29 protein-coding genes are annotated in these 23,169 nt (G+C 68.1%); 9 read left to right on the forward strand and 20 right to left on the reverse strand.

What is annotated here, in order from left to right:
* Positions 1-4: 4 nt before the first annotated feature.
* The 9 genes from bla to ACZ5M6_RS15215 all read right to left on the reverse strand — a co-directional run bounded on the left by bla (position 5) and on the right by ACZ5M6_RS15215 (position 8,178).
* Complete coding sequence (gene bla, locus ACZ5M6_RS15175) at positions 5-871, reverse strand: class A beta-lactamase (RefSeq protein ID WP_464159045.1); 867 nt, start codon at positions 869-871, stop codon at positions 5-7.
* Positions 872-903: 32 nt separating this feature from the next.
* Entirely contained in the window at positions 904-2,319 is a 1,416-nt protein-coding gene (gene flbD / locus ACZ5M6_RS15180) for a sigma-54-dependent transcriptional regulator FlbD (protein WP_054766495.1), read from the reverse strand.
* A gap of 46 nt (positions 2,320-2,365) precedes the next feature.
* Positions 2,366-2,698 (reverse strand): flagellar motor switch protein FliN, encoded by a 333-nt coding sequence (gene fliN, locus ACZ5M6_RS15185; protein ID WP_054766496.1) that lies wholly within the window; start codon positions 2,696-2,698, stop codon positions 2,366-2,368.
* A complete protein-coding gene (locus ACZ5M6_RS15190) occupies positions 2,698-3,345 on the reverse strand; it encodes a FliH/SctL family protein (RefSeq protein WP_054766497.1) in 648 nt (215 codons plus the stop codon). The genes fliN and ACZ5M6_RS15190 overlap by 1 nt, the downstream gene beginning before the upstream one ends.
* Position 3,346: 1 nt before the next feature.
* A complete protein-coding gene (gene fliG, locus ACZ5M6_RS15195) occupies positions 3,347-4,381 on the reverse strand; it encodes a flagellar motor switch protein FliG (RefSeq protein WP_054766498.1) in 1,035 nt (344 codons plus the stop codon).
* Positions 4,381-6,027, reverse strand: a complete 1,647-nt coding sequence (gene fliF / locus ACZ5M6_RS15200; RefSeq protein ID WP_348683567.1) for a flagellar basal-body MS-ring/collar protein FliF — start codon at positions 6,025-6,027, stop codon at positions 4,381-4,383. Before fliF ends, fliG begins: the two co-directional genes overlap by 1 nt.
* Positions 6,028-6,115: 88 nt before the next feature.
* Entirely contained in the window at positions 6,116-7,135 is a 1,020-nt protein-coding gene (locus ACZ5M6_RS15205) for an alpha/beta fold hydrolase (RefSeq protein ID WP_183214995.1), read from the reverse strand.
* The gene (locus ACZ5M6_RS15210; protein WP_191554417.1) at positions 7,132-7,734 is read right to left on the reverse strand and encodes a uracil-DNA glycosylase family protein; all 603 of its coding nucleotides are present in this window, start codon (positions 7,732-7,734) and stop codon (positions 7,132-7,134) included. The genes ACZ5M6_RS15205 and ACZ5M6_RS15210 overlap by 4 nt, the downstream gene beginning before the upstream one ends.
* 138 nt (positions 7,735-7,872) lie before the next feature.
* A complete protein-coding gene (locus ACZ5M6_RS15215; protein WP_182713271.1) occupies positions 7,873-8,178 on the reverse strand; it encodes a DUF3253 domain-containing protein in 306 nt (101 codons plus the stop codon).
* A 47-nt stretch (positions 8,179-8,225) separates the two neighbouring features.
* Between ACZ5M6_RS15215 and ACZ5M6_RS15220 the strand changes: the two genes are divergently transcribed.
* A complete protein-coding gene (locus ACZ5M6_RS15220) occupies positions 8,226-8,660 on the forward strand; it encodes a PaaI family thioesterase (protein ID WP_054766502.1) in 435 nt (144 codons plus the stop codon).
* Here the strand turns inward: ACZ5M6_RS15220 and ACZ5M6_RS15225 are convergent.
* From ACZ5M6_RS15225 to ACZ5M6_RS15255, 7 genes are all read right to left on the reverse strand, one after another.
* On the reverse strand, positions 8,644-9,282 hold the full coding sequence (locus tag ACZ5M6_RS15225) for a YoaK family protein (protein ID WP_152950854.1): 639 nt from the start codon (positions 9,280-9,282) through the stop codon (positions 8,644-8,646). The two genes, ACZ5M6_RS15220 and ACZ5M6_RS15225, sit on opposite strands and share 17 nt — an antisense overlap.
* A gap of 6 nt (positions 9,283-9,288) precedes the next feature.
* Positions 9,289-9,909, reverse strand: coding sequence for a glutathione S-transferase family protein (locus ACZ5M6_RS15230; RefSeq protein WP_191554418.1), 621 nt, complete (start codon positions 9,907-9,909; stop codon positions 9,289-9,291).
* Between the two features lie 28 nt (positions 9,910-9,937).
* A complete protein-coding gene (locus ACZ5M6_RS15235; RefSeq protein ID WP_183214999.1) occupies positions 9,938-11,212 on the reverse strand; it encodes a NupC/NupG family nucleoside CNT transporter in 1,275 nt (424 codons plus the stop codon).
* An 83-nt stretch (positions 11,213-11,295) separates the two neighbouring features.
* Complete coding sequence (locus ACZ5M6_RS15240; RefSeq protein ID WP_191554419.1) at positions 11,296-11,724, reverse strand: DoxX family protein; 429 nt, start codon at positions 11,722-11,724, stop codon at positions 11,296-11,298.
* Positions 11,721-12,485 (reverse strand): HvfC/BufC N-terminal domain-containing protein, encoded by a 765-nt coding sequence (locus ACZ5M6_RS15245; protein WP_191554420.1) that lies wholly within the window; start codon positions 12,483-12,485, stop codon positions 11,721-11,723. Before ACZ5M6_RS15245 ends, ACZ5M6_RS15240 begins: the two co-directional genes overlap by 4 nt.
* Positions 12,482-13,330 carry an MNIO family bufferin maturase gene (bufB, locus tag ACZ5M6_RS15250; protein ID WP_228185479.1) on the reverse strand — a complete coding sequence of 283 codons (849 nt, stop codon included), beginning with the start codon at positions 13,328-13,330 and terminating at the stop codon, positions 12,482-12,484. Before bufB ends, ACZ5M6_RS15245 begins: the two co-directional genes overlap by 4 nt.
* Positions 13,330-13,623 carry a BufA1 family periplasmic bufferin-type metallophore gene (locus tag ACZ5M6_RS15255; protein ID WP_228185480.1) on the reverse strand — a complete coding sequence of 98 codons (294 nt, stop codon included), beginning with the start codon at positions 13,621-13,623 and terminating at the stop codon, positions 13,330-13,332. The genes bufB and ACZ5M6_RS15255 overlap by 1 nt, the downstream gene beginning before the upstream one ends.
* Positions 13,624-13,785: 162 nt before the next feature.
* Between ACZ5M6_RS15255 and ACZ5M6_RS15260 the strand changes: the two genes are divergently transcribed.
* A complete protein-coding gene (locus tag ACZ5M6_RS15260; protein ID WP_152950857.1) occupies positions 13,786-14,328 on the forward strand; it encodes a sigma-70 family RNA polymerase sigma factor in 543 nt (180 codons plus the stop codon).
* On the forward strand, positions 14,318-14,953 hold the full coding sequence (locus tag ACZ5M6_RS15265; RefSeq protein ID WP_054766510.1) for an NrsF family protein: 636 nt from the start codon (positions 14,318-14,320) through the stop codon (positions 14,951-14,953). Before ACZ5M6_RS15260 ends, ACZ5M6_RS15265 begins: the two co-directional genes overlap by 11 nt.
* Before the next feature lie 7 nt (positions 14,954-14,960).
* Here the strand turns inward: ACZ5M6_RS15265 and ACZ5M6_RS15270 are convergent, their stop codons facing one another.
* On the reverse strand, positions 14,961-15,839 hold the full coding sequence (locus ACZ5M6_RS15270; protein ID WP_287394986.1) for a branched-chain amino acid aminotransferase: 879 nt from the start codon (positions 15,837-15,839) through the stop codon (positions 14,961-14,963).
* An 82-nt stretch (positions 15,840-15,921) separates the two neighbouring features.
* Between ACZ5M6_RS15270 and ACZ5M6_RS15275 the strand changes: the two genes are divergently transcribed.
* Genes ACZ5M6_RS15275 through ACZ5M6_RS15285 form a run of 3 tightly spaced genes read left to right on the forward strand, consistent with a single transcriptional unit; the run spans position 15,922 to position 18,575 of the window.
* Positions 15,922-16,659, forward strand: a complete 738-nt coding sequence (locus ACZ5M6_RS15275) for a response regulator (RefSeq protein WP_183215000.1) — start codon at positions 15,922-15,924, stop codon at positions 16,657-16,659.
* Between the two features lie 16 nt (positions 16,660-16,675).
* On the forward strand, positions 16,676-18,106 hold the full coding sequence (locus ACZ5M6_RS15280) for an ATP-binding protein (RefSeq protein WP_233455820.1): 1,431 nt from the start codon (positions 16,676-16,678) through the stop codon (positions 18,104-18,106).
* Positions 18,099-18,575 (forward strand): hypothetical protein, encoded by a 477-nt coding sequence (locus ACZ5M6_RS15285; protein WP_054767037.1) that lies wholly within the window; start codon positions 18,099-18,101, stop codon positions 18,573-18,575. The genes ACZ5M6_RS15280 and ACZ5M6_RS15285 overlap by 8 nt, the downstream gene beginning before the upstream one ends.
* A gap of 6 nt (positions 18,576-18,581) precedes the next feature.
* Here the strand turns inward: ACZ5M6_RS15285 and ACZ5M6_RS15290 are convergent, their stop codons facing one another.
* From ACZ5M6_RS15290 to ACZ5M6_RS15300, 3 genes are all read right to left on the reverse strand, one after another.
* Complete coding sequence (locus ACZ5M6_RS15290) at positions 18,582-19,391, reverse strand: pyrroline-5-carboxylate reductase family protein (RefSeq protein WP_464159046.1); 810 nt, start codon at positions 19,389-19,391, stop codon at positions 18,582-18,584.
* Positions 19,391-19,894, reverse strand: a complete 504-nt coding sequence (locus ACZ5M6_RS15295; RefSeq protein ID WP_054766514.1) for a type III secretion system chaperone family protein — start codon at positions 19,892-19,894, stop codon at positions 19,391-19,393. Before ACZ5M6_RS15295 ends, ACZ5M6_RS15290 begins: the two co-directional genes overlap by 1 nt.
* Positions 19,895-19,970: 76 nt before the next feature.
* Positions 19,971-20,270, reverse strand: a complete 300-nt coding sequence (locus ACZ5M6_RS15300) for an accessory factor UbiK family protein (protein ID WP_182713262.1) — start codon at positions 20,268-20,270, stop codon at positions 19,971-19,973.
* Between the two features lie 177 nt (positions 20,271-20,447).
* Here ACZ5M6_RS15300 and lgt point away from each other — a divergent pair, with 177 nt between their 5' ends.
* Genes lgt through pgeF form a run of 3 tightly spaced genes read left to right on the forward strand, consistent with a single transcriptional unit; the run spans position 20,448 to position 23,166 of the window.
* Positions 20,448-21,317 carry a prolipoprotein diacylglyceryl transferase gene (gene lgt / locus ACZ5M6_RS15305; protein ID WP_464159047.1) on the forward strand — a complete coding sequence of 290 codons (870 nt, stop codon included), beginning with the start codon at positions 20,448-20,450 and terminating at the stop codon, positions 21,315-21,317.
* On the forward strand, positions 21,314-22,399 hold the full coding sequence (locus tag ACZ5M6_RS15310) for a class I SAM-dependent methyltransferase (protein WP_464159048.1): 1,086 nt from the start codon (positions 21,314-21,316) through the stop codon (positions 22,397-22,399). Before lgt ends, ACZ5M6_RS15310 begins: the two co-directional genes overlap by 4 nt.
* Positions 22,396-23,166 carry a peptidoglycan editing factor PgeF gene (gene pgeF, locus ACZ5M6_RS15315; protein WP_464159049.1) on the forward strand — a complete coding sequence of 257 codons (771 nt, stop codon included), beginning with the start codon at positions 22,396-22,398 and terminating at the stop codon, positions 23,164-23,166. Before ACZ5M6_RS15310 ends, pgeF begins: the two co-directional genes overlap by 4 nt.
* Positions 23,167-23,169 lie beyond the last annotated feature (3 nt).

Genomic DNA, 23,169 nt, shown 5'->3' on the forward strand with positions numbered 1-23,169 from the left:
CGCATCAGTCACGGCCCAGGGCCTTCAAGGCGCGGCGGGTGGCCTCGGCGATCACGGCGTCGCGCTGATCCTCCGTCGCCGAAGCGGCGCCGGTGAAATAGGCGGCGATGATGACCGGCGAACCGCTGAGCGGGGTCAGCATGCCCACGTCGTTCGTCGTGCCGCGGGCGCCCGAACCGGTCTTGTGCGCGACGCTCCAACCCTCGGGCGCGCCCGCCTTGATCCGGTTGGGGCCGGTCGGGGAGGCGGTCAGCCAGCCGTGCAACAGGGCGTCGTGCGCCGGCGTCAGTCGATCGCTGAAGGCCATTTCGCGGATGTTGGCGACGGTCTGTTCCGGCAGACAGGTGTCGCGCGGATCGTCAGGCAGGGCGGTGTTCAAGTCCGGCTCCAGCCGAGAGATGACGGTCGTCGTGTCGCCGAAGGTCGGCCACCACGAACGCCATACGCCGATTCCGCCCATCTCGCGGATCAGGATATTGGCGGCCGGACTGTCGCTGACCTCCACCGCCGCCTGCATTAGTTCGCGGATGGTGAGCGTCCGCCCCACCGCCTTTTCGGTCACGGGCGCATGGGGAATGATGTCGGCCGAGGTGATGCGGACCGGCCGGTCCAGCCTTTCCTCGTCCCGCTGCACCCTTTGCAGGATGCCCGCCGCCAGAAAGGGTTTGAAGGTCGAGCAGAAGGGAAACCGCTCCTGGCTGCGCCACAGCGCCCGCACCCCGCTGCCGACGTCCAGGGCGGCGACGCCCAGCCGCCCGCCCCACCGCGTCTCCAGATCGTTCAGGAACAGGTCCGGGGCCGCCTCGGCCTTGACCTTGGTCTGGCTGCGCGGCGTGCAGGCGGCCAGGCCCAGCGCGCCTGCGCCGGCCATCAGCCTCCGCCTGTCCAGACCGCGCCCCATGCTCAGGCGGCGTAGCCCGAGGCCGAGACGCCGGACTGCGGGGCGGGAATGACCGTCCCCTCCTCGGCGTATTCGTTCAGCTTGTTGCGCAGGGTCCGGATGGAGATGCCCAGGATGTTGGCCGCATGGGTGCGATTGCCCAGACAGTGGGTCAGGGTATCCAGGATCAGGGTCTTCTCCATCGCCGCCACCGTCTGGCCGACGAAGCTGCGGGTCACGGCGTCGGCCGCCTGGGCCGCCCGGGCCGCAACGCCGCCGCCATAGGGGTTCCCCACGGCCGCCGTTCCCATCATGCCGCCGCCTTCCGCCGTCAGCGGCTGGCCGTCCGGCAGGCGGATGGCGTCCACATCGATCTCGGGTCCGGTCGCCAGCAGCACGGCCCGGTGCATGGCGTTTTCCAGCTCACGGACGTTGCCGGGCCAGCGGTGGGCGCTGATCGCCTGACGCGCCCGCGCCGACATCGGCCGCTCGGGCACGCCGTTGGCCGCCGCATATTTCTTGATGAAGTGATCGGCCAGCACCCCGATGTCGCCCGGCCGTTCGCGCAGGGCCGGCAGGCGCAGATTGACGACGTTCAGCCGGTACAGAAGGTCTTCGCGGAACGTGCCTTCCGCCACGGCCTTGGCCAGGTCGCGGTTGGAGGTGGCGATGATGCGGATATTCACCGGCACGGGCTTGGAGCCGCCCACCCGGTCGATCACCCGCTCCTGGATGGCGCGCAGCAGCTTGGCCTGGAGCCGGGCGTCCATCTCGGAGATTTCGTCCAGCAGTAGGGTGCCGCCGTCGGCCTCTTCGAACTTGCCGATCCGGCGGGCGACGGCGCCCGTGAAGGCGCCCTTCTCGTGACCGAACAGTTCCGATTCCAGCAGATTATCGGGAATGGCCGCGCAGTTGACGCTGATGAAGGGCTTTTCGGACCGGCGCGAATGGTCGTGCATGTAGCGCGCCATCACCTCCTTGCCGACGCCGCTTTCGCCGGTGATCAGGATGGAGGCTTCGGAGCGCGCCACCTGATCGGCCAGTTGCAGCACCGCCTTCATCGCCGGATCGGCCGAGATCATCGGCTTTTCGTCGTCGGCGACGGCGGCCAGGACCGCCGCTATCATCTCCGCATCGGGCGGCAGGGGGATGAACTCCTTGGCCCCGGCCTTGATGGCGGCGGCCGCCTCGCGGGCGTCGGCGTCGACCCCGAAGGCCACCACCGGCACAGTGATTCGCTCGGCCTCGTTCGCGGCGATCAAGGCGGCGATGTCGAGCTGATAATCGACCATCAGCAGGTCGGCGCCCTGCCCCCGTCGAAGCTGTTCTGTCGCCTGATCCGCGCGCTCGACGTGACTGACCTTGGCGCCGTGCGCCATGGCCATCTTCACCGCCGAAGCGAGCTGTCCGCTCAGTCTGCCTACCACCAGAAGACGCATCGTTCTTCTCCTCTAATCCTTCACCCGGTCCGACGCGCAGCGCGCGTCAGCCGCCCGAGTCCTCAGTCTTGATGATTTCCGTCATGGTCACGCCCAGCCGATCCTCGACCACGACGACCTCGCCGCGTGCGATCAGACGGTTGTTGACGAAAATGTCGATCGCCTCGCCGACCTTGCGGTCCAGCTCCAGCACCGAACCCTTGTTCAGCTTCAGCAACTGGGCGACCGACATGTGCGACTTACCCAGCACGGCCGAGATATTGACCGGAACCTCGAACACCGTCGCCAGATCGGCGGCGGTTTTTTCGCCCGCGTCGTCGGCGACGGCCAGGGCGGTGGAGTCGGGAAATTCCTCGAGCGATAGATCGTCGGAGGCCATCAGAACTCACTCCGGTCGGTGTGGATTGGGGGTTCGGCGTGTCCCGCCTCGGCCGCCAGGGCGGCGCTCAGGGCCTCCGCGACGCGGGCGGCGGAACCTTCGGGATCGTGATCGGCGCGACCGTCGGCCCACTCCAGCTGGAAGGCAGCGACCGCCATGCCGGGTTCGTCGCGGAAGGCGACGACGCCGGTGAAGCCGCTGTCGGCGCAGGCCTGTTCGATTTGGCCGCGCACCACCTCGTCTAGGCCCGAGGCCCGGATCACCAGGCGCGGCGAGGCGTCGATCTCTTGAGCCAGGGACTCCAGGGCGGCGCGCAACGGCGCCTGGGGGAAGCGGTGCAGGGCGGCGTCGGCGATGGCCCGCGCCGCCGCCAGGGCCAGGTCGGCGGACTGTTCGCGATGGGTCTGGGCGACGGTTCGCAGCGACGGCAGGGCGGCGGCGGCGGCCTGGGCGATGTTGGTCAGGGCCATGGCCCGGATGTTTTCGACCTCGGCGAGGGCCTCCTGGCGCGCCTCCAGCCGGGCGGTGGCGACCAGGGCCTCGACCTCTGCGGGCATGTAGCTGCGTTTGACCGGCTTCCAGGCGCTTGCGCGCACCACCGCGCCGTCGGCGTCGAACTCGGTGTCAAAGGCGAAGGGGGTGCTCATGTCAGTAGATCAACTCGTCGTCGGAGCCTTGGCCGGCCAGCATGATCTCGCCGCGCGCGGCCAGATCCTTGGCGACCTGGACCATGGCCATCTGGGCCCCATCCACGTCCTTCAGCCGCACCGGCCCCATGGACTCCATGTCTTCGCGCAGGATCTTGGCGGCGCGTTCGGACATGTTGGAGAAGAACATCTCCCGCAGCCCTTCGGAGGCCCCCTTCATCGCCAGGCCCAGCGAGTCCTTGTCCACGGCCCGCAGAAGGGTCTGAACCCCGCCCGGATCCAGCTTGGACAGGTCTTCGAAGACGAACATCAGGGCGCGGATGCGTTCGGCGGATTCGCGGTTGCGCTCTTCCAGGGCGCCGATGAAGCGCGCCTCGGTCTGTCGGTCGAAACTGTTGAAGATGTCGGCCATCATTTCGTGGCTGTCGCGCTTGGAGGTGCGCGCCAGGTTCGACATGAATTCGGTGCGAAGGGTCGCCTCGATCTTGTCCAGGATTTCGCGCTGGACAGGCTCCATCCGCAGCATCCGCTGGACGCATTCCAGGGCGAAATCCTCCGGCAGGGCCGTCAGCACCCGCGCGGCGTGGTCGGACTTCACCTTGGACAGGATGACGGCGACGGTCTGGGGATATTCGTTCTTCAGATAGTTGGCGAGAACCGCCTCGTTCACATTGCCCAGCTTGTCCCACATGGTCCGGCCGGCCGGACCGCGGATTTCCTCCATCAAGCCGTCGACGCGATCCTTGGGCAGGAAGGCGCTGAGCAGCTTCTGGGTCTGTTCGAAACTGCCCATGACGGCGCCCGTGCCCGACAGGCCGGACACGAACTCCAGCATCAGGGCCTCGACCGCCTCGGCCGTCACATTGCCCAGGGTCGCCATGGCCTGGGAGATCTCCTTGACCTCCTCGTCGTCCAGCCTCTCCCACAGGGCGGTGTGGTCTTCGCCCAGGGCCAGCAGGATGACGGCCGCCTTCTCGGGGCCGGTCAGCCGATTGGGGTCCTCGATGACCGGCTTTTTCGAAACCAGCTTGGCCATCAGCCTTCCGCCACCCAGTTGCGCAGGATGTTGGCGGCCTCGTCAGGATGGGCCTGGACGAAGTCGGCGACCTTCTTGACCGAAGACGCCTTCACCTGCCCTTCGATACGGGCGATGTCGATCTTCTGGTCCATTTCGTTCGGCGCAGGCAGTTGCACCAGCTGGGGCTGGCCGTCCGGGCCGATGACGGTCGTGGTCAAGGTGGCGACCGGCGTGCCGTCCGGGGCGGTCAGAGCCGGCGCTCCAGGACCGGCCGCCCCGCCCGAGCCGGCCGTCTTCAGCAGGGGCCGCAGGACGAAGAAGATCAGCAGCAGCGCCACCACCGCCAGAATGCCCAATTCAATCAGGCGCATGACGTCGGTCTTGGAGAAGTCCAGCAGCGAAGGCTTGTCGTCCAGCCCCCCGGGCAGGCCGGTGTCGCGGTTGAAGCGGACGTTGATGACCTCGATCTTGTCGCCGCGGGCCTCGTCTATGCCGGCCGCCGCCGCGACCAGGGACTTGATCTGAGCGATCTCCTCGGCCGAGCGCGGCGCATAGGTCGGCTCTCCCTTGCCGTCGGCGGCCGGGGTCCACTTGCCGTCCACGGCGACGGCGACGGCCAGCTTCTTGACCTCGCCCGGCTCCTTGGTGGTCGTGGTGGTGGTGTTGGAGATTTCGTAGTTTGTCGTCTCGGCGTTCTCGGCGGTGGTCGAGCCGGCCGGCGTGGTCGCGGGCGGGGCGCCGCCCGGGATGTTGTTCGCCGCCGTCACGCCGCCGTCGTTCTGGCCGGTCGTGTCCGAGGACTGCGAGCCGTTGGCCGTGGTCGAACGCACGACCTGGCCGTCGGGATCGAACTTCTGTTCCTGGGTGGTGGAGCGGCTTTGGTCGATGTCGGCCGTCACCTGGACCCGCGCCGAGCCGACGCCGACGACGCCCTCGACGATGTCCTTGATGCGCGCCTGAAGCTGGGCCTCGGTATTGCCCTTGGTTTCGGCCGCAGAGGCCGAGGTGAAGCCGCCGTCGTCGCCGGCCGCCAGGGTGCGGTTGTTCTGATCGGCCACCGTGACCCGGTCCGGCTTCAGATTGGGCACGGACGAGGCCACCAGATTGCGGATGGCCCGCACCTGATCCGCCGTCAGATCCCGCCCGCCCAGGCCGACCAGCACGGCGGCGGTGGGTTCGCCCGCAGCAGCGGTGAACATCTCGCGACGCGGCATGGTGATGTGGACGCGGGCGGCGGTGATGCCGCGCATCGACATGATGGTGCGGGCCAGTTCGCCTTGCAGGGCGCGCTGTTCGTTCAGCTGCTGCTGGAATTCGGTCTGGCCCAGGACCGACTGATTGTCGAAGATTTCGTAGCCGACCGAGCCGGAGGTCACGAGCCCCTTTTCGGCGATCAGCATCCGCGCCGTGCCCACGTCGTCGCGATTGACCATGACGGTCGAGCCGTCGCCCTTGGAGGCGTATTTGATGCCGGCCTGTTGCAGGGCGGCGGTGATTTCGCCGGCCTCGCGCAGATCGAGATTGGAATAGAGCAAGGCGTCCGGCGCCTGGCCCACGCGCAGCATGACGGCGACCAGGACGGCGGTCACGCCCGCGGCGACGCCGAGGACGGCGGCCAGACGACCGATCCCGAACTTCTGCAACGCCGCCGTAAAGCCGCCCACGCGCCCACGCCCCAAACTCACGGGAGACACCGACGCCCCGCTAGGCAGAAAATGCCGTGTCGATGGTAAATGGGCCGTTAAGAGACCTTTACGGGCGAACCGCCGCTTCCAGCTCAGTCAGGACCGGTGGCGCGCCGGACGGCAGGGCCGCCCTGGGATCCTTCAGCCAGGCGGCGATGTCGCGATAGACGATCTCGGCGTCCAGATCGCGGTCCAGCAGGTGCCAGCTGTCGGGATACCAGGCCGTCTTCAGGGCGCCGCCCTCGGCCACGGCCCTTTGCAGGGCCTTCTTCATCTGATCCCTTTTGACGATCTCATCGTGCGCGCCGTACATCAGAAGGGCGTCGCCGCGGATGCGGCCCAGGCTGCGCGACGCCGTCTCCATCAGATCGACCAGGCCGTAGATGGTGTCGAACCGGGTGGCCAGGATGCTTTGCGGGTCGCGGCCGTTGCGGACCAGCTCCAGCGTGTTGCTGGAGGCGTGGATGTCGCGCGTGATGAAGCTGGGCGGCTCCAGGGCCACGCCGCCCGCCAGACGCGCGGCGATGTTCAGGACGGCGCTGTTCAACGGCCCCTGGGTCGACCAGCCCCAGACGCCGGGCGCCAGCAGCACCACCCGGTCGGCGTCGGGCGGATCGTCCGATCCGAAGGCGGCGGCGGCCACCGATCCCCCCATGCTCTCGCCGACCACGGCGATGACGGCATGGGGATGGCGCGCGCGGGCCAGGGCCGTCGCCTCGCGCAGGTCCTGGGTCATCTTGGCGGTCCCCGCCCAGACGCCCCGCCCCGGCGCCGCGCCGAAGCCGCGCTGGTCATAGGCCCAGGTCTCGATTCCCTGTTCGGCCCACCAGGGTCCGGCCAGTCGGAAGCTGGCGGCGTGGTCGTTCATACCGTGCAGGGCGACGATGACCGCCCAGGGCTCGCGGTCGGTCGGGCCCCAGCGCATCAGAGGCAGACGCGCCCCGTCCGACATGACCAGGGCGTGATCCTCCACGTGCGGCCCGGCGAAGCCCGGCGGAGGCGTCATCGGCGGCTGGATATGGGGCGCGGCGCAACCGGTCAGGCCCAAGACCAATCCTGCGGCCGCGATCAGTCCTCTGGAGGTCATGCGCGCATCCTCATCGGCGTTAAGATCGAGGCGACGCGCATCCGCAGATAGGGGATCACCTCGTCCTCAAACCACGGGTTCCGTCTCAGCCAGGCCGTATTGCGCCAGGACGGGTGCGGAAGCACCAGATGGTCGGGGGCGTAGTCCCGCCAGGCCCGCACCGTTTCGGTCATATTACGTTGGGTTCGTGCGCCCAGGGCCCAGGCCTGGGCATAGCCGCCGACCAGCAGAGTCAATTCCATCTGCGGCAGGGCCTGCATCAGCGGCGGCCGCCACAGCTCGGCGCAGCGCGCGGGCGGCGGATAATCGCCCCCTTTCGGCGCCGTACCGGGATAGCAGAAGGCCTGGGCCGCCACCCCGATGCGACGGTCGGCGTAGAAGGTCTCATAGTCCACCCCCATCCAGTCGCGCAGCCGGTCGCCGGACGGATCGGTGAAGGGCAGGCCGCTTTCATGCACCCGCCGCCCCGGAGCCTGGCCGCAGATCAAGAGCCGCGTCTCGGCAAAGACCCGAACCACCGGCCGCGGCGTATGCGGCAGCACGCCCGCGCAGGCGCGGCAGGCGCGGATGTCGCTCAGAAGGGCGTCGAGACTTCCCACGCCCCGCTCATCCCCGCGAAGGCGGGGACCCAGATCATTGGGGGCTTCCGTCTCGCCGATTTTCAGCGATGCCGATCCCAAAAGCCTTGCCTCAAGAAAAGGACTGGGTCCCCGCCTTCGCGGGGATGAGCGGAGTGGTCAATCTTCGATGTCGTCCTCGGCGACCGGCGGACGGCGGCTCAGCGCCAGGGCCGCCTCCTCCTCGGTCGGCAGACGCAGGCGCGTCACGCCGCGGAAATTGTCCGGATCGACCGGCTTGCCCTTTTTGGTGATGGTCAGCCTGCCCTGGCGCATCAGGCCCAGGGCCGCAGCCCGCACCTTGGGCAGCATCCGCTGCCACTGTTCCGGCTGCAGCGCCTTGGCCACCTCGGCCGGCTCGATGCTCTTGCCCGGCTCAAGCCCGGCGAGTTTATTCAAGATTGCGGTTTCGATCGGATCGCTCATTGCGCCTATATGCTGCACCGCGAGACCAGAAGTAAGGCCGAGTCGTCATGCCGAAGAAAATCACCGTCACCGAGGGCGAGTTCGCCGGTTGGCAGACCTATGACCTGCACGACACCTTCGACGTCGTGGTCGGCCCCTTCTACGGCAAGCTCGATCCCAACGGCCACATGCGCTGCGCCTTCCGCGCCGAACAGAAACACATGAACGCCGGCGGGCGGATGCACGGCGGCTGTCTGATGACCTTCGCCGACATCGCCATGTTCCAGATCGCCTATCAGGAGATGGAGGGCGCCTCGGGCGTGACCGTCCAGCTGGACTCCACCTTCATCGACGGCGCCTATGTCGGCGAACTGATCGAGGCGACCGGACAGGTGACCAAGGCGGGCAAGAGCCTGATCTTCGTGCGGGGCCAGATCAACACCGGCGAACGGCTGCTGATGACCTTCTCGGGCGTGATCCGCAAGTTCACGCCGCGCGGCTGAACCGCACGATCAGAGCCATCAAGAGGGCGAAACCGGCGGCGGGCCAGAGGGCCGCCAGTCCCAGACGGCCGAAGGTCAGGGCGCCCAGCACCGCCCCGACGCTCAGCCCCGCCCACAGGGTCAGATAGGCCTTGTAGGCGTGCCGGTCTCCGCCCTTTACAGCGCCCGCCAGGGCCTGACCCAGCTTGACCAGGGTTCCGGTCATATAGGTCAGGCTGACCCCGACCTCTCCGTTCCTCAGGAAGACCGAGTTCTCGGCGCCCATGGCCATGACCATCAGGCCGACGGCCGCAGGCGTCAGCCCCGCGCCCGCAAGAGCAGCGGCCAAGGCCAGCAGCAGCCCCTCGAACATCAGGACCCGGCTGCGCGAAGGAGCGTCCTCGCCGCCGGCGACCAGGGCGCCGAGAAACGAGCCCAGGACGAACAAGGCCAATATGGCCGCCAGATGGGCGGCCGCCGGCCATTGCCCTTCGGCGAGGCTGGCGGCCAACCGGGTGGAATTGCCGCTCATGAAGGAGACGAACACGCCGCCCAGGTGCAGAAAGCCGAGGGCGTCGACATAGCCGGCCAGACCCGCCAGCAGCAGGGCCAGCCAGCGATCCGATCGCGTCAGCGACCGCAAGGCGGCTCAGACCCCCGCCTTGGCGGCGGGGCGCTCGCGGCAGGCGTCGAACCAGCGGTGCAGGTTCTCGAACTCGGCGGGCGGGCGGTAGCGGACCAGCCGGGCGAAGTCCAAACCGACCACGGCGACAATGTCGGCGATGGTGAACCGGTCCAGGGCGATGAACTCCCGCTCCGCCAGATGCCGGTCCAGGGTCTTCATGAACCGCTCGGCCGAAACCCGATTGTACTCAGCCACCTGTGGGATCTGCACCGCCTCCAGAGCCGCCAGGGCGGGATGGGAATGGCGCACGTTCAGCATGATCGGATTGGACAGATAGAATTCGCACCGGCGCGTCCACATCTCGACCACCGCCTGTTCGCGGGCGTCGCGGCCGAAAAGGTTCGGCTCTGGGTACAGGGCCTCCAGATAGCGGCCGATCGCTACGGATTCGGAAATGGTCTCGCCATCGTCCAACTCCAGCGCCGGAACGTGAGGCACGCCGACCTTGGCGCGATATTCGGCCTTCTTGTGCTCGCCCGTCAGTATATCGACGTCGATCAGTTCGACGTCTTCGATCCCCTTCTCCGCCATGACCCAGCGGACCCGCCGCGGATTGGGCGCGCGGTGCGAGGTGTAGAGCTTCATCGGGACGTCTCCGTTGTTTTGGGAAACGCTACTGCCCGAAGACCGTCGCTGGCAAGGCGCCGACGATGGCGGCGCTCATCAGCGTGGCCATGAAGCCGGCGAACAGGGCCTTCCAGATCAGCCCCAGAACCTCATGACGACGCTCGGGCATCAGGACCGACAGGCCCGTCACGGTAATGCCGACCGAACCGATGTTGGCGAAGCCGCACAGCGCATAGGTCATAAGCATCCGCGTCCGCTCGCTCATCGCCTCGGCCGGTATCTTGCCCAGGTCGATGAAGGCCACGAACTCGGTCAGGGCCAGTTTGACGCCCAGCAGCCAGCCGCCCTGCCCCGCCTCGCGCGCGTCCACCCCGATCAGCCAGGCCAGGGGGGTGAACAGGACGCCCAGAATCCGCTCGACCGTCAGCGGCTCGCCGAAGACGATCAAACCGCCCAGCATGATGTTGACCAGGGCGACCAGGGCGACGAACACAATCAGCACGGCCGAAATGTTCAGCACCACCATCAGCCCGTCCGAGGTGCCCTTGGAAATGGCGTCGATGGCGCTGTCGTACTTCAGGGCCGAGTCATAGCTGATGGCCTGGGCCGCCTGTTTGTCGGGCTCGGGCACGATGATCCGCGCCAGCAGCACCCCGGCCGGGGCCGAGACGATGGAGGCGACCAGGACGTGGCCGGCCGCGTTCGGCAGGGTCTGGGACAGGATGCTGGCGTAGGCCACCATGGTCGATCCCGCCACCGTCGCCAGACCGACCGTCATCATCAGGAAGATTTCGGACCGGCTCAGCTTGTCCAGATAGGCCTTGATGACGATCGGGCTTTCGATCGTGCCCAGGAAGATGTTGGCCGCCACCGCAAGGGCCGAGGCGCCGCCCAGCCCCATGGTGCGCTGAAACAGAAAGCCGAAGCCCCGGATCAGCCACTTCAGGATCTTCCAGTGCCACAACAGGGCCGACAGGGCGGAAATCACCATGATCAGCGGCAGGACGTTGAAGGCGAAGGTGAACAGGGCGCCTTCGTTCTGAACCGCATAGGGCTGATCGCCCCCGCCCAGATAGCCGAAGACGAACCGCGTGCCCTGCGCCGTCGCCACGGCCAGGCCGTCGATCGCCCCCGTGACGGCGGCCAGCACCGTTCGCGACCCCGGAATGGCGAACAGGGCCAGCACCAGCGCGGCCTGAACCGCCACGGCGCCGATCGCCAGCTTCCACGGGAAGACCCGCCGGTTCTCCGAGATCGCCCAGCAGACGGCGATGATGACGACCAGGCCGAACAGACTCTGGAGGTTCAGAAGGCTGAACATGAAACGGCGATCCCTGCCCGGCCCGCGCCGGCTTCATCCGCTTCAAGGACAAAGTGACGCGGCTGACAAGAGGCGTGCGCGTATCAGTCGATCTTCAGCACACGGTCCAGACTGACGGCGCCCGGTCCGCGCGCGATCAGATAGGCCAGCGGCCCGGCCCAAAGCAGATGGACGGGCCAACCGCCCGGCTCGACGAAGACCTGGATCACCAGGGTCATGAACAGCAGTCCCGCCGCCGCCGACCGCGTGGCCAGACCCAGCACCAGCAGGATCGGCAGCAGATGTTCCGAATAGGTCGCCAGATGCGCCGCCAGGTCAGCGGGCAGCAGGGGCACGCGGTATTCCTCGGCGAACAGATAGCGCGTCGAGGGGGTGATCGTCAGCAGCCCCTCGACCTTGGTCCGCCCCGACAGGAAGAAGGGCGTGGCTATGCCGACGCGCAGCAGCAGGGCCAGGGCGGCCTCGGGCGCGGCGGCGGTGATGCGTCGGTGAATGTCCGCGATACGGTTCATGGTTGGTCCTTCGGGATCGAGGGTGAGAGGAAGACGCCGAGCGAGATCAGGCCGGCGAACAGGGCGGACAGATCCAAGTGGGGCGCAGCGGCCTGGGCCGCCGCCGCAGCGACGCCGAACGGTCGATGAAGGCGACAGGCGTCCAGGAAGACCCATTCCGCGCGGCTCAACCGCCGCGCCTGCACCTCGGCGCCCGGCCGGTGCACCAGCAAGCCTTCCGCCTCGGCCCGCCACTCGAGAGACGCGTCCGGGGACGGATAACGATGCGCCAGCCAGAGCGAGGGCGCCGTCCACTCGAACCAGAACAACTGAACCGACGGGTGCAGATTGGCCGTTACGCCCGCCAAGGCGGGGCCGAGCGCGGCGGCCTCGCGCGGCTCGAACGGCGCTGCGTCCTTGGCCAGATGAGCTTGGGTCCAGGCCCGATCCAGCCGGGCGCAGGGCGCCAGATAGGCCATGTCCGTCGCCGGCTGGAAACGCGCCAGCCAATCGGGGAAGCCTGCGCCGTAATCGACCAGCACCGGGGTGTCGCCCGGCTGGTCGGCGACAAAGGCGGCGGCGGCCGCGCGAAACCAATCTTCGCCAACCATCTGCAACACGGTGGGATAGTTGGCTTCCAGGGCGTCGATACGGCCCTTGATCGTCGTGTTGCGATAGACGGCCAGCGCACCCAGCGTCCGGTCGCCCGCCTCCAGGTGAGGCCGCAGAGACTCCAGATCGCCGGTCAGCGCCCTGTCGAAAGCCGCGTGAAACCCGGTCACGCCACCGCCTCCGCAGCGGTCAGCGCCGCAGCGGCGCGCGCCTGCTCATCCAGCAGGACCGAAAATTCCGGAACATCGCCGTCGCGTTCGACCAGGGTCGGCCGGGAACCGATGCGCGCGATCAGACGGTCGTAGAGCGCCCAGACGGTCTCGGAAACCGGCGTGTCGTGGCTGTCGATCAGCAGGGCCTCGCCCCAGACGGGATCGGGGCTATGGCCCGCCAGATGCACCTCGCCCACCAGCCCGCCGGGCACGGCGTCCAGCCAGGCCTGGGCCGAAAACCCCATGTTGGAGGCGCTGACATGGACGTTGTTGACGTCGATCAGCAGGCCGCAGCCGGTCCGCCGGGCCATCTCGACCAGGAAATCCACCTCGTCCCAGTCATGTCCGGCCAGGGCCAGATAGGCGGACGGATTTTCGATTAGCAGCCGCCGCCCCAGGGCCTGCTGCGCCTCGTCGACATGGTCGCACACCAGGTTCAGGATCTCGCGGCTGCGCGGGACAGGCAACAGATCGGGGTGATAGAACCCGCCGCGTCGCGACCAGGCCAGATGTTCGGACACCAAAAAGGGTTCGAACCGATCGATCAGGGCGCGAAAACGGGCCAGATGTTCGCGATCCGGCCGCTCGTCACCGGCCAGGGACAGGCCGACCCCGTGCAGCGACAACGGTCGGGCGGCGCGGATCGTCTCCAGCCAGGACAGGCGCGGCCCGCCCGCAACCATATAGTTCTCGGGATGAACCTCGAACCACAGGCCGCGCTGGGCTCCGGCCGCCGGACAGGCCGCAGCCTCCGGGTAGTGCTGGGGCTTCAGGCCCAGTCCAGCGGTCGGAACGGGGGACATCAGCGGTTCGGGATCGGGCTCAGCGAACCCTTGCCCTTGGGCGTCTCGATAGAGGTGCAGGTGCCCTTGGCGACCAGTTTCCAGGCATTGCCCTGATAGTCGCGCACCGAGGTGCCGGCGCAGGTGGTGCCGGGGCCGGCGGCGCAGTCGTTCTTGCCCGCCTTGGCCACGCCGTAGCACTTCTCCATGGCGGCTTCCTGCTGGGCGGTCGGGTGGTTCTGTGCAGCGGCGGCGTTGGCGCCCAGGGCCAGCAGGGCGCCGGCGCCGACCAGGATCTTGGCGGAGATAGTCATGGGATCATTTCCTGTGTGACAGCGGCCCGGAGCGGACCCGCTTGACAGGAAGGGTTTCGACGCCCGCACGGCGAAGGTTACCGGCGCCATCAGAAAAAGAATTCTCGCCGATTGTCGTCCGCCGTGTAACCTCCGCCCTGTCCGACGCGAATGGGTTGGGGCGTGGTCGACAAGGAAGCCGAGCTCAAACGTCTGATGTTGCGGGGTCTCGACGGCGACCCCGTGGCCTGGCGCGCCCTGCTGTCCGAAATGCGCGGCGCCCTGACCCCCTTTTTCAAACGTCGCCTGACCGGCTGCGAGGCCGACGCGGAGGATCTCGTGCAGGACTGTCTGATCGCCATCCACGCCAAGCGGGCGACCTACGACCGGTCGCTGCCCTTCACGGCCTGGGCCTATGCGATCGCGCGCTACAAGCTGATCGACCATTTCCGCCGCCTGGGACGACGCGCCGACGTGCCGCTGGAGGAGGCGTCGGTCCTTTTGGCCGAACACACGGTCGAGGACGGCGTCGTGCGCCGCGATCTGAAGAAGGTCCTGTCCATTCTGCCGCCGCGTCAGCGCCGCCTCATCGAGGACGTTCGGATCGGCGGCTTCTCCTTGGCCGAAGCGGCCAAGCGCAACGGCTTTACCGAGGGCGCGGCCAAGGTCAGCGTCCACCGCAGCATGAAGACGCTGGTCGCCAGCGTATCGCCCGATGAAGACTGACGACCTGATCGACGCCCTCGCCGCCGGGCTGGAGCCGGCCAAGCCCGCCATGCCCAGCCCTGTCCTGCTGGCCGCCGCCGCCGTGGCGGCCGTGGCGGCGGTCGGCCTGTTCTTGGGCTTCCGGCCTGATCTGGGCCAGGCGCTTCAGGGGCCGATCCCCTGGCTGAAAGGGATTTACACCGCCGCCCTTGCGGGGACCGGGATCTGGCTGGCGATACGGCTGGGGCGCCCCGGCGTCGATCCGCGCCCGGCGGTCTTCGCCCTGCTCGCCGTTGTGGCGGCGGCGGGACTGTGGGGCCTGATTGAGATGAGCCTGACTTCGCCTGAGCAGCGCATGGACGACTGGCTGGGCGGAACCTGGACCATCTGCGGCCGTAACATCGTGCTGGTCTCGGCCTTCGCCGCGCCGTTTGTCTTTCTCTCGGCGCGGAAACTGGCCCCGACGCGGCCGGCGACGGCGGGTCTGGCGCTGGGCCTGGCGACCGGCGGCCTCGCCGCCACCGCCTACGGCCTGCTTCACTGCGGCGAGGCGACCGCCGCCTTCGTCGCCACCTGGTACACGCTGGGGATCGCGGCCGCCGGCCTGATCGGCGCCGCCGTCGGCCGCTTCGCCCTGCGTTGGTGAGCCGCCCTCAGAGCTGGCGGCGCACCAGCTTGCCGTAGGTCTCCATCAGGTCCAGCGACAGGGCGCCGGGGGTGAAGCGGTAGTCGCCCACCTCGGCCACCGGGGTCACCTCGACGGCGGTGCCGGTCAGGAAGCATTCGGAGAAGTCCGACAGCTCTTCGGGGCGGATGTCGCGCACCACGACCTCGATCCCCTTGGCCTTGGCGATCTCGATCACCGTCTGACGGGTAATGCCGTCCAGAATGTGCTCGACGCTGGGGGTGTGCAGCACGCCGTCCTTGACGAAGAAGACGTTGGCGCCGGTGGCCTCGGCCACATAGCCGCGCCAGTCCAGCATCAGGGCGTCGGCGAAACCGTTCCGCTCAGCCGTGTTCTTGGACATGGTGCAGATCATGTAGAGGCCGGCGGCCTTGGCCGTGGTCGGGGCCGTCGCCGGGTCGGGGCGGCGCCACTTGGCCCATTCCAGCTTCAGACCGCGCGCCTTGACCTCGGGATCGAAATAGCTGGGCCAATCCCAGACGGCGACCGCCAGATGGACCTTGTTGTTCAGGGCCGAGACGCTGGTCTGTTCAGGCCCCAGATAGGCGACCGGACGCACGTAACAGTCGGTCAGACCGTTCTTGGCGCAGGTTTCGTTACAGATGGCGTCGATTTCAGCGACGCTGTAGGGTATCTCGAAATCGAGCAGGTTCGCGGACCGCTTCAGGCGCTCCGAATGCAGCGTCAGCTTGAAGATTTCGCCGCCGTACATACGCTCACCCTCGAATACCGACGAGCCATAGTGGAGGGCATGGGTCAAAATATGCGTTTTCGTTTCCCGCCAGGGCACGAATTCGCCGTCAAACCAGATCCATCCATCGCGATCGTCGAAAGGAACGAAGGCCATTGAAACACGTCTCCTGCAGAAGTCTCCCTGTTAGAGCCCCCCGAATCGCTCAGGTCAACGGCTGGGATCGGGAGAATCGCGCATGAGCCTGACTGAAACCCGCTCTTACGGCCGCTCGGGACCCATCGCGGGACCGGGGGTGGGCCGTCATCTGCTGATCGTCGATGACGACGACCGCATCCGCGAACTGCTGAAGGAATTCCTGGCGCGGGAAGGCTACCGCGTCACCGGCGCCGCCCACGCGGCGGCGGCCAAGCGGATGATGGAGCTGATCGAGTTCGACCTGGTCGTGCTGGACGTCATGATGCCCGGCGAAAGCGGCCTTGACCTGACCTCCTGGGTCCGCGCCAAGGCCGAGACATCGAAGACGCCGGTCCTGCTGCTGACGGCGCGGGGCGACCCTGAGGACCGGATCGAAGGTCTGTCGCGCGGCGCCGACGACTATATGTCAAAGCCGTTCGAGCCGCGCGAACTGGCGCTGCGCATCGACGCCATCCTGCGGCGCACCGGCGGCAAGCCGATCGGCCCGCGCGAGATCAAGCTGGGGACGGCGGTCTTCGACATGGAGCGGCTGGAGCTGATCCGCGACGGCGCGCCCCAGCGCCTGACCGAGGCCGAGGCCCAACTTCTGAAGACCCTGGCCCTTCACGCCCATGCCCCGGTCGAGCGGATGAGCCTGTCGCCCGACACCGCCGACATCACCGGCCGCGCCGTGGACGTCCAGGTCACCCGCCTGCGCCGCAAGCTGGAGGTCGATCCCAAGAACCCGCGCTATCTCCAGACCGTGCGCGGCGTCGGCTATATGCTGGCGCCCGACTGAGGGCGGACCCGACGCCATGCGGCTGCTGCCCGCCTATCTGTGGCCGCGTTTCCTGAAGCGGCGGATACCGACCTCGCTGTGGGGCCGGTCGCTGCTGATCATCGTCCTGCCCGTGCTGGTGATGCAGGTGGTGGTGACCTGGATCTTCTTCGACGCCCACTGGCAGACGGTCACGGCGCGCCTGTCGGAGGGGCTGGCGGGCGACATCGCCTGGGCCGTCGAAAGCTATGAGGACGACCCCAGCCCCCGCAATCTGGAGCGGCTGGCCAGCCGGGCCGAACGCTCCATGTCCCTGTCGATCGCCTTGCAGGAGGGGCGCACCCTGCCGACCGAAACGCGACGCGGGCCGATCGGGGTGGTGGACCGGGTGCTGGACCGGGCCCTCGACGCCCGCCTGGACCGTCCCTACTGGTTCGACACCACCCGCTACCCCGCCTATGTCGACATTCAGGTGCAGGAGCCGCAAGGGGTGCTGCGGATCATCGCCCCGCGTGAGCGCGCGGTGGCGACCCAAGCCCACATCTTCGTCCTGTGGCTGGCCGTCGCCACCATCCTGCTGATGGGGGTGGCGATCCTGTTCATCCGCAACCAGGTCCGCGCCATCGAACGTCTGGCCGACGCGGCCGAAGCCTTCGGTCGAGGCGAGACCGTGCCCCGGTTCAAGCCGCACGGCGCGCGCGAGGTGCGGGCCGCCGCGACCGCCTTCCTGTCCATGCGCGACCGCATCCAGCGTCATATCGACCAGCGCACCGCCCTGCTCGCCTCGGTCAGCCACGATCTGCGCACGCCCTTGACCCGGCTTCGACTAGAGTTGGCCCTGGCCCCGCCGTTCAAGCGTCAGTCCGCCATGCGCGGCGACCTGGACGAGATGGAGCATATGATCGACGAATATCTGGACTTCGCCCGCGGCGAAGCCGGCGAGCCGCCGAAGCCGGTGTCCATCCGCGATCTGCTGAAGACGGCCGGCGAGGACGCGAAACGCGCCGGCGCCGAAGTCGAGCTGGCGGCGCCGGAGGGGCTGACGGCCTCGCTGCGCCCCCTGGCCTTCAAGCGGGCCCTGGTCAATCTGGCGGGCAACGCCGCTTCGCACGGCGAAAGGGTGCGGCTGTCCGCCCGCGCCCTGGCCTCGGGCGGGCTGGAGATCGCGGTGGAGGACGACGGGCCCGGCATTCCCGAAGACATGTATGAGGAAGCCTTCCGACCCTTCTCGCGCCTGGACGAATCCCGCAATCAGAACCGCAAGGGTGTCGGCCTGGGCCTGGCCATCGCCAGGGACGTCGCGCGGGGACACGGCGGCGACGTCACCCTGGACCGCAGCGACATGGGCGGACTGAAGGCGATCATCCGCCTGCCCGGACAGGCCTCCATCGTCGCCCCCTCTAGCGAAACGGGGGGCCAGGGCGCATCTTCAGTTCGGACAGGGCATGGAGATGAACACGATGCGTAAACTCGCCTTTCTTGCGCCGCTTGCCGCGACCTTGGCCGTCGCCGCCATGGCTCAGGCGCAGAACCCGAACGTCAACGTCACGATCGGCCCCGACCTGCAGCGCCAGGTCGAAAAACTGGGCGATCGCGAAGTCAATGAACAGATCGCCGCCCTTCAGGCCGAGGTGGGCAAGGCGCTGGAGCAACGCTATCCCGGCGCCAAGGCCAATCTGGTCCTGAACGATCTGAAGCCGAACCGGCCGACCATGGAGCAGATCCGCCAGAACCCGAGCCTGGACCCCATCCGCAGCGTCTCGATCGGCGGCGCCGCGATCAAGGGCGAAATCGTCACCGCCGACGGCCAGTCGCGGCCGGTGGACTTCTCCTACTTCTCGCCGAACATCCGCGACGTCTGGGGCTACAGCGTCTGGCGCGACGCCGACCGGGCGTTCGAGCGGTTCGGCGACCAGATCGAACGCGGCCGCTTCTAAAGGGTCTTAGGCGCCCATTTCGCGGTTGCGGCGCACCGCCGCCGCGACCGTGTCGTTCAGCATCTCCGTCACACGGCCGTCCCGCGCCATGGCCTCCAGCCCCGCGCGGGTCGAGCCGCCGGGCGAGGCGATCCGGCCGATAAGGGCGTCCAAGGGATCATCGCCCATCGACTCTGCGGCGGATCGCAGGGTGGCGCGGGCCAGAACGTCAGCCGTGCCCGCGTCCAGTCCCGCCGCCTCCCCGGCGCGCGCCAGGGCCTCTGTGAAGGCGTAAAAATAGGCCGCGCCCGATCCGGCCACGGCCGTCGCCGCGTCCATCAGGGCTTCGTCCGCCAGATCGACCGTCTCCGCCATCCGTTGGAACAGGGCGCGGCCCAGGGCGCGCGCCCGATCATCGGCCGACCAGACCGAGGCCACCCCGCGTCCGCGCGAGACGCCGGTGGTCGGCATCACCCGCACGATGGGCCAGCCGCCGATCCCTTCGGCCAGGGTCGGCGCCGTGACGCCCGCCATGACCGACAGGATCACCGCCTGATCGCCCAGGAAGGGCAGAAGCGGCGTCATCACGTCGCGCCACAGGGCCGGCTTGACCGCTAGAACGATCACGCGCGCCTCGACCAGGGCCTCCAGGGGCGGATTGACCCGCGCGCCTCGACCCCGGGCGGCTTCTGCGGCGGGCTTTTGCGAGGGCGTGAGGATGATCAGATCGGAGGCTGCGACCGTCTGGCTCAGCAGCCAGCCTTCCAGAATGGCCGAGCCCAGCCGGCCGCAACCGACCAGGACAAGGGGGCCTTCCACCGGCTGGCGATCAGGCATCAGGCGTTGCCGACCGTCTCGAACAGGCAGGCCTCTATGGCCTCCTGGGGCTTCTTGTTTCCGCGCACCATGAAGTCGAAGGCGGGGTAATAGCGGTCCGCCGCCTCGATCGCCGCATCAATCATCGAGGCCGCCTGGGCCAGGGTCGGCCGCTCGCCCATGGGCAGGGCCAGGGAATGGCGGAAGACGATCTCGCCGTCCTCGGCCCAGACCTCGAAATGGCCCATCCAGGTGCGCTGATTGATCAGGCCGACCAGTTCGTGGGCGGCCGTCTTGCGGCTCTTGGCCACCTTCAGATCAAGGGCGCAGCACAGTTGCAGGCAGTCGCCCTCGGGCCGCCAGGCGAACCAAAGCTCGTAATCCTTCCAGTCCCCTGCGAGCGCAAAGGCCAGATCGCCGTCGTCGGTGCGATCGAACGGCAGGTTCTCGGCCGTAAGAACATGCTCCACGACCTCCAGCGGGTCGAAGGGCACGTCCGTTTCCTCGGGCCGGGCGATGTCCATCAAGTCTCTCAGTTCGGGCTGCGGCCGCCAGAATCACGGCCGTTAACAGAGTGGTAAGCCTGTTCGCGGATTCGGCTCAACCGGCTGCGTCCCCGGGTTGAGTTCCATCTGTGGACGTTCCCGCGGCGGGCTTGGTCGAGGTCTTGGCGGCGGGCTTCTTGCCGGCCTTCAATTCGGCGATCTCGGCCCGCAGGGCGGCGATCTCGTCCTTCAGCACATCGAACTCGTCGCGACGGACCAGGTCCATCTCGGCGACGATCCGGTCGGTCTGGGCGCGCCAGGCGGTCTTGGCCTCTTCGCCGGCGGCCTGGGCCAGGCCCATGGCGCCCGTCGTCAGTTTGGCGAACTCATCCAGAAGGGGATTGCGGGTCTGCATCGAAAGGCTCCGACTCGAACGTCGTTAACGGAGGGTCACCGACTATGGTGAACGAAACCTTTCTTTCTGCTGCTTCGGCGGCGCCATCAAGGCGTCGTGATGCGTCTTCACAGGCGACGTAGGCGGCGACGCTTGCTAAACCGCCCGTCAAGAGAACGGCCAGCACAGGAAATCCCCTTGCCCTTTCCCGAATTCGATCCGGTCCTGATCCATCTCGGACCGCTTCCGATCCGCTGGTACGCCCTGGCCTATGTGGCCGGCATCGTCCTGGGCTGGTGGTACGCCGCCCGGCTGATCAAGACCGAACGCCTGTGGGCGCCGGGCAAGCCGCCGATCAGCACGACCCAGCTGGACGATCTGGTGCTGTGGATCGTGCTGGGCATCATCCTGGGCGGCCGCCTGGGCTACGCCCTCTTCTACAAGCCGGTCATGTACGCCCGGCTGTTCACGGGCCAGACCCTGGGCGAACGGTTCGAGCTGTTCCAGCTCTGGACCGGCGGCATGAGCTTCCACGGGGGCTTCCTGGGCGTCTGCCTGGCCATCGTCCTCTATTCGCGCGGCCAGAAGATCGACATGCTGCGTCTGGGCGACGTCGTCGCGCCGGTGGTGCCGATCGGCCTGATGTTCGGCCGTCTGGCCAATTTCATCAACGGCGAACTCTGGGGCCGCGAGACGACCGTTCCCTGGGCCATCCGCTTCTGCAACGCCCGTATCCAGCAGATGTACGGCTTCTGTCCCGCCGGCGACGCGCCGCGCCATCCCAGCCAGCTCTATGAGGCCGGTCTGGAGGGGATCGTCCTGCTGTCTGTCCTGTCGCTGGGCGTCTGGAAGTTCGACCTGCTGAAGAAGCGGGGCTACATCACCGGCCTGTTCCTGGTCGGCTACGGCGTCTGCCGCGCGGCGCTGGAGAATGTGCGTGAACCCGACTACGGCATGCCCGACTTCCCCCTGGGCCTGACCATGGGGATGATGCTGTCCATCCCGATGATCCTGGTCGGCGCCTGGCTGGTCTGGCGCGCCTGGAACCGGCCGCCCGTCTCCGCATGAGTTCGGCCGAAAGCCTGAAGACCCGTCTGGCGCGCGAGATCGCCCTGACAGGGCCGATGACGGTCGCCGACTATGTGACCCGCTGCCTGCATGATCCCAAGGGCGGCTACTACGCCTCGCGCCCGGCCCTCGGAGAGGGCGGCGACTTCATCACCGCCCCCCTGGTCAGCCAGATGTTCGGCGAACTGATCGGCCTGTGGGCGGTCGAGACCTGGAACCGGCTGGGCGCGCCCGAGCGGTTCCGTCTGGTCGAGGTGGGGCCGGGCGACGGGACATTGATCAGCGACGCCCTGAGGGCCGCGCGCCTGGTTCCCGGCTTTCTGGAAGCCTGCGACCTGATCCTGATCGAGCCCAGCGGCCCCTTGCGTGATCTGCAGGCCAGGGCCCTGGCCGGCGCCGACCTGTCGCCGCGCTGGGTGCGCGACCTGACCCAGATCGAGACCGACGTCCCTGTCGTCCTGATCGCCAATGAGGTGCTGGACTGTATGCCCGCCCGCCAGTTCGTGCGCACCGAGGGCGGCTGGGCCGAGCGGCGGATCGGCGTCACCGACGACAACGACCTGATCTTCGGCTTGACCGCGATCACCGGCGGCTTCGAAAAGCCCGGCTTCGACATGACGCCGGGTCAGATTTTCGAGATTTCCGAACAGCAGGCGATCTTCGGCCGCGACCTGGCCCTGCTGATGAAGGCCGCCTCCGGCGCTGCCCTGCTGATCGACTACGGCCGCGCCCGGCCCGAGGCCGGCGACACCCTTCAAGCCCTGCGCCGCCACCAGAAGGTCGATCCGCTGGACAGTCCCGGCGAGGCCGACCTGACTCAGTGGGCCGACTTCCCGCGCGTGCTGGAGGCCGCCGTCCGCGCCGGCGCCGACGTCACCGGCTGCCTGGGACAGGGCGACTTCCTGCGCCGTCTCGGGATCGAAGCCCGCGCAGAACGGTTGAAAACGGGGCGCCCCGATGCGGCCCCCGTCATCGACCGCCAACTGAATCGCCTGACCGCCGAGGACCAGATGGGACGCCTGTTCAAGGCCGCCGCAATCTTCTCCCCCCGCTCATTGGTCGTCCCGGGGTGGGACCAATGACCAGCCTGGCCCCCATCACCCATCCGCTGCTGACCGCCGCCGGGTTCGACCACGGCTTCTTCACCCGCGCGGGCGGCGTTTCGACCGGCATATACAAGGGCCTGAACACCGGCGTCGGCTCCAAGGACGACCCGGCCGCCGTGGCCGAGAACCGCCGCCGCGTGGCCGCCCATTTCGGGGCTGACGCCGATCATCTGAACGGCTGCTATCAGATCCATTCGGCCGTCGCCCGGGTCGCCGATGGTCCGTGGCGCGGCGACCGCCCCGAGGGCGATGCGGTCGTGTCGGCCGAGCCCGGCCTGCTGTGTTCGGTCCTGACCGCCGACTGCGCCCCCGTTCTGATGGCGGACCCTGAGACCCGGATCGTCGCCGCCGTCCACGCCGGCTGGAAGGGCGCCCTGGGCGGGGTGGTCCATTCCGCCGTCTCGGCCATGGAGGCCCTGGGCGCCTCGCCGCGCCGCATCCTGGCCGTCGTCGGCCCCTGCATCGCCCAGCCCAGCTATGAGGTCGGCGTCGATTTCCAGGAGCGGTTCGTCCACCACGACCCCGGCAGCGAACGCTTCTTCAAGCCCGGCGCGGCGGACGACAAGCGCCTGTTCGACCTGCCGGGCTTCGTCCTGTGGCGTCTGCAACAGGCCAGGGTCGGCCAGGCCGTCTGGACCGGCCACGACACCTGCGCCGACCCGGACCGCTTCTATTCCAACCGCAGGGCGTTCCAACGCGGAGAGCCGGATTTCGGGCGCTTGATTTCCGTGATCGGGGTCTGACTT

Source organism: Brevundimonas sp. Br13, assembly GCF_055391505.1.